9 protein-coding genes are annotated in these 14,466 nt (G+C 36.4%); 3 read left to right on the top strand and 6 right to left on the bottom strand.

Going from position 1 to position 14,466, the window contains the following annotated elements:
- Window positions 1-130 precede the first annotated feature (130 nt).
- Window positions 131-3,592, bottom strand: a complete 3,462-nt coding sequence (locus ACTB0X_RS05700) for a T9SS type A sorting domain-containing protein (RefSeq protein WP_463024024.1) — start codon at window positions 3,590-3,592, stop codon at window positions 131-133.
- Between the two features lie 71 nt (window positions 3,593-3,663).
- Complete coding sequence (locus tag ACTB0X_RS05695) at window positions 3,664-8,052, bottom strand: T9SS type A sorting domain-containing protein (protein WP_463024023.1); 4,389 nt, start codon at window positions 8,050-8,052, stop codon at window positions 3,664-3,666.
- Between the two features lie 201 nt (window positions 8,053-8,253).
- Here ACTB0X_RS05695 and fahA point away from each other — a divergent pair, with 201 nt between their 5' ends.
- Window positions 8,254-9,522, top strand: a complete 1,269-nt coding sequence (gene fahA / locus ACTB0X_RS05690) for a fumarylacetoacetase (RefSeq protein WP_463024022.1) — start codon at window positions 8,254-8,256, stop codon at window positions 9,520-9,522.
- Between the two features lie 128 nt (window positions 9,523-9,650).
- Here the strand turns inward: fahA and ACTB0X_RS05685 are convergent, their stop codons facing one another.
- From ACTB0X_RS05685 to ACTB0X_RS05675, 3 genes are all read right to left on the bottom strand, one after another.
- Window positions 9,651-9,953, bottom strand: a complete 303-nt coding sequence (locus tag ACTB0X_RS05685) for an FtsB family cell division protein (protein WP_463024021.1) — start codon at window positions 9,951-9,953, stop codon at window positions 9,651-9,653.
- Between the two features lie 89 nt (window positions 9,954-10,042).
- On the bottom strand, window positions 10,043-11,665 hold the full coding sequence (gene pruA / locus ACTB0X_RS05680) for an L-glutamate gamma-semialdehyde dehydrogenase (protein ID WP_463024020.1): 1,623 nt from the start codon (window positions 11,663-11,665) through the stop codon (window positions 10,043-10,045).
- 84 nt (window positions 11,666-11,749) lie between these two features.
- On the bottom strand, window positions 11,750-12,490 hold the full coding sequence (locus tag ACTB0X_RS05675) for a glycosyltransferase family 2 protein (protein WP_463024019.1): 741 nt from the start codon (window positions 12,488-12,490) through the stop codon (window positions 11,750-11,752).
- 110 nt (window positions 12,491-12,600) lie between these two features.
- On the opposite strand from ACTB0X_RS05675, the gene ACTB0X_RS05670 reads away from it, so the two are divergent.
- Both ACTB0X_RS05670 and ACTB0X_RS05665 read left to right on the top strand, forming a co-directional pair.
- Window positions 12,601-13,287 carry a hypothetical protein gene (locus ACTB0X_RS05670; protein WP_463024018.1) on the top strand — a complete coding sequence of 229 codons (687 nt, stop codon included), beginning with the start codon at window positions 12,601-12,603 and terminating at the stop codon, window positions 13,285-13,287.
- Window positions 13,288-13,339: 52 nt separating this feature from the next.
- Window positions 13,340-13,960 carry a class I SAM-dependent methyltransferase gene (locus tag ACTB0X_RS05665; RefSeq protein WP_463024017.1) on the top strand — a complete coding sequence of 207 codons (621 nt, stop codon included), beginning with the start codon at window positions 13,340-13,342 and terminating at the stop codon, window positions 13,958-13,960.
- A 41-nt stretch (window positions 13,961-14,001) separates the two neighbouring features.
- Here ACTB0X_RS05665 and ACTB0X_RS05660 read toward each other — a convergent pair whose 3' ends face one another.
- Window positions 14,002-14,439: a DUF2147 domain-containing protein gene (locus tag ACTB0X_RS05660; RefSeq protein ID WP_463024016.1), complete on the bottom strand. Its 438-nt coding sequence runs from the start codon at window positions 14,437-14,439 to the stop codon at window positions 14,002-14,004.
- Window positions 14,440-14,466: the final 27 nt, after the last annotated feature.

Below are 14,466 nucleotides of genomic sequence, written 5' to 3'. Positions count from 1 at the left end.
CACTTCAAGTTGAAGAACAGTGGGATTTATAATTCAAATAAGTACCCTGAGTGATTTTTAGTGTCCCACAAAAGGGTTATTTATTTTCCTAAACTACTCTGGGAGCTAAAAATAGTATCGAAGGGCACTTTTATTTCACAATCAATCTTCGAGTAAAAGTCTTATTCTCTGAATTGAACTGCAAGATATATATACCTTGTTCGAGATTAGCTACAGGCATTTCAACGGTTTGTTGACCGCCGTTTAATTGAAATTGATCTGTTCCGACCACTTGTCCTTTGATGTCTAAAATGGTTAAATTAAGTTGTTCTTGTGATGCAGTATTCACCACAATATGAGCAGTCCCAACAGTTGGGTTTGGAAATACTTCTCCAATAAAAAATGTTGATTGTTGTGCCGCTAATCCTACTGGTAGCTCTGTAATCTGAATATCGTCCAATGCGATGTCTCCTGCAATGGCTCCAGATTTTGTAATCACATCACCCCTAAAAACTAATCTCACATCTCCTGAATATCCGGACAAGTCAACCACCTTATTTAACCAAGTTTGTCCTTGATTTCCGGAAATGGGTTGAATTACATCCTGAATATAGAACCCATTGATAATTAAATCTAAATGCAATGTGCCCATATCAGCACCAAACATATGGTACCAAAAACTCAACTGCGGCGAATTAGCTGCTGTAAAATCATAACAGGAACTTAATAATCGAGCACTTTTCCCGCTATTTCCATCTGATTGCAGCCATAAATAATTTCCACTCCCTGTTGTATGGTCACCAGTGGGCCCAGTAAGTAATGTCGGTGTTCCTCCAGAATTTACATACCAATCGTGATTGTCATTGATTGTTTCATTTTCCCATCCATTTAAAAAGGTTCCAGGAACGCCAGTCACAAATGCATCAACATTTTCTATCACTGGAAAAACACTAACCGTTCCATTGGTAGATACGATCCGTCTCAAGGTATCATTAGTGGCATTTAGATCTAATGAGGACTCCACCCACACCAAAAAGTCATTGTTGGCTATCGCTTGCAAATTAACTCCTTGGGCAAAAGAAAAGGTTCGACTCGCTAATGGCGCTAAATTTCCGGTTATTGTATCACGATAAATGATGCCATTGTTATTTTGATAAGCTATTGGAATAGCTGACAAAGTTACATTCCCAAAATTCTGCACAGTAACAGTCACATTTTGATTCAAAGGTGTTTGGCAACCTCGTGAAATTGGACTTGAGAGTAAATTCAATGCAACATCAACTCTAGCTGAATTGGTAATGGAAACTTCATCAATGGCAATATCACTCATGAAACCAGACCCCACATCACCTCTAAATCGAACTCTAATAACTTGGTTGTTATAGGTTGATAGATTAATTTTTTGATTCTTCCATACATTTCCTTGATTCCCCGAAACAATTGGCATTACATCTAAAACCCAAGCTCCATTCGACCAAATATCCAAATGCAGTGCCCCCATATTGGAGCCATACATGTGATACCAAAATTCTAACTCAGGCGATAATACATTGGTTAAATCGATACAAGGGCTAATTAAAAATGCCTCAGAACCAGCAGGAATCCCGCTAGTTTCAATGTACATGTAATTTCCAGAACCCGTAGAATTATGGTCTTGAGAAGGTCCAGTATTTGCAGAAGGCGTTCCTCCTGTATTGACATTCCAATCAATATCGTCTAAATCATCATTTACCCAACCATTGATTAATGTTCCAGGGGAGCCGGTCGTGAAAGAATCAAACAATTCTAGAAACGGAAAGGCATTCACTGTGGAATTCACAGTAAAAGTATAACTCGAGGTATCATTACTAGGATCTACATCAGTACTTAACTCCGTCCACACTTTGATCGTGTTTAATGTATTGGGAGTTATTGTAACTTGTTGCGAAAAACTGTAAGATTGAGTCCCATTCGGGAGAATAGTTCCTGTAGCTATTGCCCTTACGATAGCGGTATTATTTAATTGATAGGCAACAGGAATAGAAGAAACTCCGATTGTTCCCGGATTAAAAATCGTTACTTGAACATCTTGTAATGGATTTAATAGACACGATTTATCAATGGGGTTATTCACCGATACTATTGATACATCCTCACCTGTTGTAACGCTAATATTTATGTCATCTAGTGCTATATCGCTAGTAAAACTAGCTCCTTTCACTCCCCTAAAACGCACTTTTATGGTTTGCCCAGAGTAGCTCGACAAATCAAGCCTAGCCTTTAACCATTGATTGCCTTGATTTCCTGTTATGGCAGGAATTGCATCTAATACCCAATTGTTGTTTGCAAATACATCAATGTGCAGCTCACCCATTCCCACTCCATTCATGTGATACCAAAAACTGAACTGATAAAATGTATTACTTGCTAGATTATAGCATGGCGTAATTAGGTGCGCTTCATCATTAGTCAGTGGCCCTGTAGCTTCCATGTATAAATACTTGCCGTTCCCTCCTGTATGATCGGATGTTGGTCCTGTACCTGTAGAGGGTGTGCCTCCTGTATTCACAAACCAATCAAAATCATCATTCGTGGAATTTTCCCAACCACTAAGCAATGCTCCAGTATTTCCTACCAAGAATGAAGTAAATGCCTCGTTATATGGATATGAATTGATAGGAGTTCCGATGCATTGTACAGGTGGTAAAGGATCGATATAATATTTATAGCATTGGCCAGACGGCAATGTTGTTTTATTAAAACAGCTTGAATTATCAATGAATGAATAATAATAACAAATGGTATCATTTATAGAAGCGGCAGGCAGGCTGCCAGTCCACGTATTTCCTGTTCCGTTTATCAAAGTAATAGAATCTAACAAACCTCCATTTAAGGTATAAAAAGCTTTAGCGGAAGCAATTCCTGAGGCATCTACGGCATCGATGGAGAGGTTCGTTGGGGAAGTATTATAAACAGACCCAGTAATTATAGTTGCATTTGATAGAACAGGGGGATCTAACTCACAAGCTGATCCGACCACTTTAAAATCATCCAACAACCAACCATAATTAGAAGCGGGTCCATTGAAGTCACCATCTACCAAAACAAATCGAATTTTAACTTGGCTATTATTTGCAGTTGACGAAATATTAAACCGCTCGTCTTTCCACCATGTATTATTTGGGATAGTTGTTGGCTGACTTGTGACCCAATCAGAATAAGATCTAGAAGAAAATACGTTCTGAGAAAAAAGCCCAAACCCTAAATATTCATTAACTGTTAAGTAAGTCCAAGTGGCCCCATTATTAATTGAATATTGAATCATTCCTTTATCTAAACTTCCGATTTTACAGATTTGACTAAAGGAAAGGTTTACATTCAAATATCCCATGGTGGAAAATGCAGGAGACTCTAAAAACAAGGTATCATTGAAGGTGACAACACCCCGATATGATTTTGTCCCTGTTTTACTATACACTGCATTGGGACTCCAAACTGCAACAGGATTGGATGCCGCATAACTTGTAAATTGATTCGTGGTACCTTCAAAACCTTCCACCGATAACACCGTTGTTTGAGCAAAACTAAACGTCAGGAATAAAAATAAGTTAGAAAATAGTATAAAGTGCTTCATTACATGTAATTATTAAATAAAAAAGGGAACTAGTATTTACTAGTTCCCTCTAAATATATAACAATATATTCTTATTTAGAAATAATCATCTTTTTTATGATTCGCTCGCCTTCAAATTCGATTGAATAGAAGTACACACCGTCTGCCCAATCAGCGACATTTAATTCAATTAAATGATCTCCTGCGCTTTTGAATTCAGATAACTGAGTGAAGGTTTGACCCAACATATTTGTCACATTAAAATTCAATTGACCAGACTTAGTTAAACCATAAGTAATAGTAGTTACCCCATTAGTTGGGTTGGGCACATTTTGACTTAATGAAATATTTCTAGATTCAAATGTGTTAATCCCAACTGGGAAACATGTTTGATATCTCATTGAGTCAGATTTTGTTATTTCATTGATGCAGAAGTCATCAAATTGCCATCCTTCGCTTGTAACAGAACCATCAGATTGGTACCTAAATCTAAAAATAGTGTTTTTATCTTCCCACAATCCAATAGTATTTTTAGATTGTATCCAAGCACTTGAACCGGTCCATCCTGCATTCTGATTATTGTTTAACATTGCTGCAACATGTTCAGTATTGAACCATTCAGTGGCTGTACCACTCTTATCATATAGCGTCACCCATGATTTACCATCGTTTATAGAGTATTGAAAATGTCCTCCATCATTGTCTTCCTCCGATTCAAATCGATGGAAGAAATTAACTTCATAACATTTTTGAGCACCCAATTGAAAGAAATCTGAAATAACGCTAGATGAATCATAATTAATATTATTCGAATCTAAGGTTGTCACCCAAGAATTTTGTCCACTGTTATTAGAATTTAAATTTGTTTTAGTTGGCGTTCCCAATTGAAAACTATTTCCAGCTTTTTTATAAGTATTAAAATTTAAGGCCCTCCATGCTTTGGAAGGATTCTCGAAATCATTGCAATAATTATTTACAGAAACTGCTGCGATAGTATCTAACACATTCATTTCAAAATATGCTGTATCATCTGAAGGTCTTGTATCAGGGAAATTATTACTGTTTGGCTCACTAGTCCATGATTTGAATTTATGAACTCCAGGAGTTGCTGTCCAAACATCTTGGAATACATGAGTTCTAGCATCTTTATACCTCAATTCAGGATCAAAAACCAAGGTCTCAGTAATAATGGTTCCATTGTCAATTTGAAGATTTACTTTCACATCATCAATAGAATCTAATCCATTGTCTAATAAAGTTACTTCAATTGGATAATCAATTGCCAAAGGCAGATTTCCTTCTAATCCTTGCAATTCAATATTAGTCACTCCCATTGTTAATTGTGCCGGACAAATCCAATCGAAAGAAGGGGAATTAACGTTTTGATTACCTCCTAGGGTTCTCCAGTAGTTATAGCCGAATCCAAATACTTCGAAACGAATTAAATTGGTATTCGCATCTTGAAGATTAATTTTCACTTCTTGACTATCTTTTACACAAACAGTCTTAGTATATGTTGTCTGAGGTAACAAAGTATCTGTTAGTTCAAATAATCTCCTTTCTGGAGATGCATTGTTTACTAGTACTTCCCATGAACCTTTCCCTCCAATCGTCAGACTAGTCGAAAATTTCAAAGTCAGATCACATCCATAATAACTTTCAGTGTATTTAAAAGCAGTATCATTTCTAGCATCACCATCACCAGGCAAATCAGCTCTTACTTGAACCTTAAAGTTGCCATAAGAAGGAAACATTACTCTTCCAACTGAAGTAAACTGCACAGCATCAAACACACCTAATGTGACATTTACTGTTTCGTTTATTGAACTCACAACAACATTATTCTCATCAATTACAGAAATAATAACTGGTATAGAACTTATAGATGTAGTTCCATAATTCTCCAATTTAAATTCTACTACTGCTGAGTCGATATCACAATATGATAATGGAGAAAACACTTCTGTAACTGCTACATCAATTGGTTCAGGATTAATGATATTAAAATTATCTACAGCAGCTCCATAACCAGCGAAGTCATTTGTATCTGACATGAATCTAAATCTAAATAGAACTTCAGATGAATCATCTAAGTAAGTAGTTTTTATCCGTGACAATTCATAACCACTTGTCGTATCTGCCCAACAAGGTATCCCTTGCCAATTAACGCTGTTGTACCAATTCAAAGTTGCTGGTGGGTTTCCATCATCCCCGATTAGGTTCCATGTGGTTCCTCTATTTAAACTGTATTCCAAATGGACTCCATCTCCTATAGGAATATCCCTATTCATATAGAATTGTACAAAAGTAGAATCAGTGTTACTCATGTCAATAAATGGTGATATTAACTGATTATCGACACCAGGACCAAATTTTTGATTTCCATTCACTGCCCAAACATAATCAGGCGAAAACGCTTGTTTTGGTGTTCCAAATCCAGTGCCGGGCTTGTATCGCTTCCATTTGTCAGCAACACCGGTATTCAATGGGAAATTTACCCAGTCTTTTGCTCTTGCATCCACATCATAGTTATCATAATAGGAAACCGGACGCATATTTACACCATAAGATTGAGTAATATTAGTGTCATTCTTATTCGCAGTATCTTGCGCCAAATTAACAATTACCTGAGCATAAAAAATACTATCAGGCGCAATAAAAGGAGTTGAGAACGTTAAATCTTGTTTAGCAGCCGGCAATAAGTTTAATCCATTAAATGTTTCAGTATTAGTAGTTACGATATTGTTGAAGCGATCATAAATATTATATGTAGCGTTTAGTGTGGTGATCGGAATAACTCCAAAATTCTCTAATTCAAAAGTCAATTGATCATTTACTTTAGGAGTAAACGGAGCTCTATACACTTTGGTAACTGCAGCATTGTGAATTGGTCCATTGTAAATATAGAAGTCATCTATAGCAATGTCTCCAATATCACCACCTTTACCAGCTTTTCCACGAAGCCTAATTTGTACCACACGATCTCTATAGTTATAGAAATTAATTTGTTTTAATCTCCAAAAATCGCCCTGATCTCCAATAATAGGGGGCGAAACATCTAGCACCCAGCCTGGTAGAGATTCATCGTAAATATCAATGTGTAATTCATTACTATGTTGTCCATTCATATGGTACCAAAACTCCAATGTAGGGTTTGGTGTTTCAAAGAAATCCAAGCATGGAGAAACGATATGAGCCTCCTGACCAATATGACTTGTTGCCTCTAAGTACAAAAACTTAATTCCTGATTTCCCACCGTGGGGACCAGTACCTGCTGTTGGAGTTGAATCTACTCCTACCCACCAATCGTGGAAGTCTCCTTGTAAATTCACCCAGTTATTGTACATTTTCCCTGTTTCGTCTCTTGGGAATGTCTCAAAATCTTCTTTATAAGGGAATTGAAATTCAGGCAATTGCTGACAAGGTTGTGGCAAATCTGGGTAAATAATCATGTATCGCTCTCCAGCTAGTGGAAAACGTGTTCTATTGAAACAACCACTCGCATCTGTAAACATGAGTGAATATCGAATAGAATCCCCAACGTTTGCAACAGGAATTGTTCCTCTAAAGTTAGATGCAGACACATTTACCATAGGTACTGTATCTCTTATAATTAAAACTCTTGGTGTACTGTTGTCATATCGAGCATAAGCCACATAAGTAGAACTAAGTAGGATTCCAGACTGATCTGTCACAGTAGAAATAAAATTAAAGGGACCAGTATCGTAAACACGACCATCACCATAAGATCCAGGATAAGACGTAGGAGGAGATAAATTTACAGCAGGAGGAAACAATTCGCAAAATGCACCTGCTACAATTATATTGTCTAAAAACCAACCGGCTCTTCCAGCAGGACCCGGTTGAGAGTTACCTCCGTTCTTTAATGCAAAACGAATCATTACCTTCGGCTGGCCTCCCGCTAATGCTGAAATGTCAAAATTTTCTTTTCTAAACCAATTTGGCTGAGGGTATGCTATAATATTCGCGGCTGTCGGTGTTCCTCTCCAACCGACTACATCTGATAATTCAGACCAGCTGCTATCAGCCAACATATTGGTTTGTCCTTGGTAATTGGTGTTCTTTTTCCCTAAATGAATCCATGTCAACCCACTATCTATTGACAATTCTACATAAGCTCTATCCAACCCTTCAATCTTGGCAACATGATCAAAACTCAACAATGCAGAAACATATGGTGACATATCAATAACAGGAGAAGTCAGAAAAAGAATATCCCCATCAACTACTTTTGCAGAATCACTACTGTAAGGAGTACTTCCTTGAGCTCCTACTCTATTTGTTACCGCCCAACGATTGTTGTTCAATCCGGAGGCGGAAGAAGAAGTCATATTTACAGTAGGACCATCAAAGCGTTCTTCAAAAACATTGACTGTAGGCGCTTGTCCGAAAGAATAAAATGTAATGCTAGAGAGCATTACTGTTAGGGTAAAGGCAAAGAGTTGTAGACTTCTTCTCATCTTAAAATCGATTAATTATTTAAAGTTGGGCTAATTTAATTATAGTATCATAATTATACAACTTAAATCTTTCTTCAATACTACAAAGTAGCCCTTTTTCAGTAGTTGTGAATTGTAGACGCAAAAACCTCTGATGTGGTTGCATCATTTTTTATCCAGACGCAAAATGTTACTTTTGTATTAAATTAAAAGACATTTCAAATGAATATAAGAGCAAACAACCCTGAGCTAATTAGCTGGATTGAAATAAATGAAGGTTCGGACTTCCCAATACAGAACCTTCCGTTTGGTATCATAAGCAATGAAAAAAAGTCGAAAAGAGTGGCCTCTCGAATTGGAAATAGCGTGATCGACCTCCAATGCCTTTCTGAATTAGGCTATTTTGATGGAATTGAAACCGAAAATATTTTCAATCAAGGTTCATTAAATAAATTTATAGAGCAAGGAAAAGGGTATACTCGAGCTATCCGTGACCGTATTTCAGAAATTTTCACCAAAGGAAATGATGAACTTAGAAAAAAAGAGAATGCATTATTGGAAGTAATTACACCTATTGATAGAGTGGAAACTCATTTAGCTGCCAACATTGGCGATTATACTGATTTCTATTCTAGTATAGAGCACGCTACAAATGTAGGAACGATGTTTAGAGATCCGAACAATGCTTTATTGCCGAACTGGAAATATATTCCGGTTGGTTATCACGGACGCTCTTCTTCTATCATCAATTCAGGGGTGGCTATTCACCGACCAAAAGGACAACAAAAACCCAACGATGGCGCTCCAGTTTTTGGTGCATGTAAGCGACTGGATTTTGAATTAGAAACTGCATTTATTACTTATCCTGGCAAAGAACTGGGTGATCACATTTCTCCTGATGAGGCAGATAAATATATTTTTGGAATGGTGCTTTTCAATGATTGGAGTGCACGTGACATTCAAAAATGGGAATATGTGCCGTTGGGACCATTTTTAGCAAAAAACTTTGCTTCTTCGATTTCATCATGGGTGGTAACAATGGATGCGTTGGAGCCTTTTAGAGTGGCAGGACCAACTCAAGAACCTGCAGTTTTTCCTTATTTAAAATTTGAGGGAAACAAGAACATTGATATTAATTTAGAAGTTTCAATTCAACCAGAAGGAAGCATTGAATCTGTGGTTTCTAAATCGAATTATAAATACATGTATTGGAACATGGAACAGCAATTGGCGCACCATACCATTAATGGCTGCAACATAAAAGCCGGAGACATGTATGGCAGTGGAACTATATCGGGACACACTCCTGATTCTTATGGATCCATGCTAGAATTGGCTTGGAATGCAACAAAACCTATAAAGCTTACTGATGGTTCAGAAAGAACATTCATCAATGATGGCGATACCGTTATCATGCGTGGATTTGCTGAAAAAAATGGAATTAGAGTTGGATTTGGAGAAGTTTCTACTAAAGTACTTCCAACAAAATAAGATAAAGCACTAAAAATTGAAGGCTCATTTCTTGCGAAATGAGCCTTTTTTATGTTTGATGTTTTATTGAGATTGCGAGGCAATCTGTTATTGATACATTGTTTTATTTACTTATTGATAAATTAATTTCAATCTTCCTCAATCAATACAAACACCTCTTCGTTGTCTTTTTTCATGAGGTATTTTTCACGCGCAAACTTCTCCAAGGATTTAGGATTGGTTTGTAATTCCTTTAAATCTTGAGTGACAATTTTAATTTCTTCTTCATAAAACTTCCGCTCATTGTCTAGTTTGTTTAATTCAAACTGATATTGCATTTGAGCGATCCAATTGTTTTGATCAAAAAATGACAACCACACAATGAATACGATAAACGTAAACACATACTTATTTCTAAAGATTGGTGGTATTTTTTTCCAGAGCTTATTCATCTATCCAAAACTAATCATAAAGTTGTATCCTAAAAAAAAACGCCTGCTAAAATCTTAACAGGCGTTTGTTAGTTTTTCTTCTAATTGGATTATCCTAAGAATGGATATTTATAATCTACAGGAGTTACGAAAGTTTCTTTCATTGTACGAGAAGAAACCCAGCGCATTAAGTTTTGCATTGCTCCAGCTTTATCATTCGTACCAGATTTTCTAGCTCCACCAAATGGCTGTTGACCTACAACAGCGCCTGTTGGCTTATCGTTAATGTAGAAATTACCGGCTGCATTAACCAATCGCTTACACATGTGCTCGATTACAATTCTATCTTTTGCAAAAATAGCACCTGTTAATGCATATGCATTGTCATCTACTAAATCCAAGGTTGCTTCGAAATCTTTTTCATCGTATACAAAGATGGTAATTACTGGTCCAAAAATCTCTTCACACATCGTAGTAAATTTTGGATCTTTTGCAACAATTACTGTTGGTTCTATGAAATATCCTTTTGATTTGTCATATCCACCACCTGCAATAATTTCTGCATCAGGCGAATTTTTAGCCCCATCAATATAACTCGCAATGCTATCAAATGCTTTCTCGCTAATTACTGCGTTTACAAAATTAGAGTAGTCTTCAGGAGAACCCATTTTGAAGGACTTCACATCTGCAACCAATTTCTCTTTCACTGCAGGCCATAGGCTTGAAGGAATATAGGCTCTAGAAGCTGCTGAACATTTTTGCCCTTGGAACTCAAATGCACCTCTTGAAATACCAGTGGCTATTTGAATAGGATTTGCAGATTCATGAGCAATGATAAAATCTTTACCACCTGTTTCTCCAACTATTCTTGGGTAACTCTTATAGGTCGAGATATTGTTACCGATTGTTTTCCAAATATTTTCAAAAACTTTAGTAGATCCTGTAAAGTGAATTCCAGCAAAATCTTTGTGACCAAAAATAACATCTCCTGCTTCTGGACCATCTACATACACTAAGTTAATCACCCCAGCAGGCAAGCCCGCTTCGATTAAAATTTCCATGATCACTCTTGCAGAATAAATTTGCGTATCGGCTGGCTTCCAAACTACTGTATTTCCCATCATTGCAGGAGCTGCAGGCAAGTTTCCTGCTATCGCTGTAAAGTTAAACGGAGTCAAAGCAAACACAAAACCCTCTAATGGTCGGTATTCCAATTTATTCCAAACACCTACACCTGACTCTGGTTGCTCGGTATAAATTTGACGCATGAACTGCACATTGTATCTGAAGAAATCAATGATTTCGCAAGCTGAATCAATTTCTGCTTGAAATGCATTTTTTGATTGGGCCAACATAGTTGCACCATTCAATTTTGCTCTATATGGACCTGCAATTAATTCCGCTGCTTTTAAAAACACAGAAGCTCTGTGCTCCCATGATGTATTTGCCCAAGATTCTTTCGCTTCCAACGCTGCATCAATCGCCATTTTTACATGCGATTTGTCTCCTTTATGAAACTGACCCAAATTATGTTGATGGTCATAAGGAGGATGCATACTCACTGTATTCCCAGTTTTTACTTCCTTTCCTCCAATGTACATTGGCACATCTACAGGCGCAGCTTTCATTTTCGCTACTGTTTCTTGTAATTCTTTTCGCTCTGCTGAACCAGGAGCATAACTTAGAATTGGCTCATTGATAGCAATCGGCGTTTTAAAAATGGCATTTGACATATCTTAAAATTTTAATTTTATATCGTAAATAGTATGCGAAATTAAGATTTCAAAATGGGGATAACAAGGACAGCTGCGACTGCTTTAACGATAGATTTTCGCAGTGTAGATCCCCATTAATTTTAATCGGTGCTGAATACTCACCTTTAGCACACCCAATCCATATATTGAACTGTTCTTAAAATTAATGGATGAGCCATCTTCAAAATATTTTGTAGGGCAGGTCACTTCCGCAATTTCGTACCCTTTCATCAATAATTGAGAGAGCATTTGATTGTCGAAAATGAAATTATCAGAATTATTTTTAATGTTAATTGACTGAATAGCCTCTTTGGTAAAAGCGCGATATCCAGTATGGTATTCTGAAAGCTTCGCTCCTACCAATAGATTTTGAGTGAAGGTCAGAACTCGATTTGCGAAGTATTTGTAGAAAGGCATGCCTCCTTTGAGTGCACCAGTACCCAGAATCCGCGAACCTAAGACCACGTCATACAATCCACAGGTCAACATTTCAGCCATAGCCGGAATTAACTTTGGGGTATATTGATAATCTGGATGCACCATAATAATGATGTCAGCACCCAAACCTAAAGCTGTGTTATAACAGGTTTTTTGATTGCCACCGTATCCTTTATTTTGCTCGTGCTTAATGACATGCTTTATTCCTAACTCTTTTGCTTTTAGATAGGTATCATCAGAACTATTGTCGTCCACCAAAATAACTTCATCCACCAATGGAAAAGGAATTTCTGAAAAAGTGCGGTCTAAAGTTTTTGAAGCATTGTAGGCAGGCATTACCACTACCACCTTCTTATTGTTTAACATGTATCTAATTTGGAACACAAATGTATAAAAATTGTTGTTTTTTAACCGTTACGGCATATCAATTGACTATATTTAGATTAATAATAACCAAATAAACACACAGAGATAACATGAAAAGACTTGCACTAATATTAATTTCATTTGCATCATTGAGCTTAAGTGCTCAAACATATTCTATTATTCAATCTACGGCTTATCACAACGATAAAAGCGAAACTTCATTAGAAGTGGAGATTGCACCTGAGCCGAAAGATACAAGGAAGGCTTTTAAGAAGTTTTTAAAAAAGCAGCACGATGTAAAGTTAAAACGAGACGGAGATTTTTATGCTGTAGAACAATCTAAAGTTGTTGCCATCACAGATGTTCAAATCGACTTATACAGCGCTTTCAAAGAAAACAAAGATGGTGGAACACAAATGTCATTATTTGCTAGAAAAGGATATGATTTATACATCACCCCTACCTCAGATGGAGCAGCATTCTCAAATATGAGAACCCTCTTTCAAGATTTCTTGAACGGATATTTAGGGGAATATTATGAAGACAAATTAGAAGATGCGGTTGACTTAAGTGGAGATTTAAAAAAGGACAAATCAAAATTGACCGACAAAAACAAAGATTTGAATGAGGATATAGAAGACAACAAAAAGGACATTGAAAAAATGACCAAAGAGAATAAAGAAAAGGCTGAACAGATTGAAGAAAATAAAAAAGAACTGAAAAAGTTAGAAGAAAAAATCAATAGCTCAGATAACAATGTAGATCAATTAAAATCAAAAAAGCAGGGTATTAAATAATAACCCTCAAAATAAATATACCTTAGCTCCTGATATTTCAGGAGCTTTTTTTATGTCTAAAAATAACTACAACACACTTGCGCCCATTTATGATTTCATCACCAACTTGGTATTTCGAGGACAAGTTTTGAAAGCTCAGAAAGAACTCCTTTCTAAATTACCGGAAAGAGGGAAATTGCTATTCATAGGAGGAGGAACTGGAAAAACGCTCAAGGCAATTGAGCAACTCAGACCTCAACTTTCCATAACCTATATTGATCCTTCTTCGGAAATGATTCGCAGTTCTAAAAAGCAATCCACCCTAAAAACAACTAGGTTTATTCAAGGAACAGAAAAGGATATTCCCAATGAGAAATTCGATGTGATTTGCACCTTTTTCTTTTTAGACTTATTCAAAGCTTTAGATCGAGAAGCAGTGTTCATCAAATTAAATTCTCATCTAAAAGAGGAAGGATTATGGCTGTATGCCGACTTTAATGTTGCTCAAAATTGGTGGCAAAAGGGAATTGAATTTGCTATGTTTCAATTTCTAAAATTGACCACAAATATTACTACTAATCGAATTGAAGATTATTCGCAACATTTTAACCCCAGTCATTTTCACTTACAATCGAAGAATAGTTATTTCGGGAATTACATTTCAAATGCAGTTTATAAAAAAAGGGGAAACTGAATGAATCAGTTTCCCCTTTTTTAGAACATCTAATGTCTTGTTTACTCTACTCGTTTCCAAGTTTGCGTTCTAAAGAAGAAAGCAATATAACCTCTAACTTGTAAATCGCCATCTTCTAGCCACAATTTACAATCGTAAATGGTGCCTTTTTTAGGATCTAAGATTTCACCGTCATCCCATTCATTGTCATCTTTATCGAATTCCATACCTGTAATGATGGTCATTCCGATTATTTTTTTATCTTTTCTTGAGTCTTCACATTTATCGCAAATTGGATCTTGATCTTCTCCTGGCTCACGGAATAACTTTACAATTTTTCCATAGGCCTTGCCATCTTTCTTGTAAATTTCTACTATGGATTTTGGTTTCCCTGTTTCGTCATCAATGGTTTTCCATTTTCCGAAAATGTCGCCTTGTGCATATGCTGAAACAGCAAAAATGGAGGCGAAAAAAGTCAACATAATTAATTTAATTTTCATCTTTCTTCTTTTAAGTTTAGCTAAAAA

The organism is Acidiluteibacter sp. (assembly GCF_055129545.1).
Note: the sequence above shows the minus strand (reverse complement) of the source record. Positions and strands in the feature narration are given on the sequence as shown.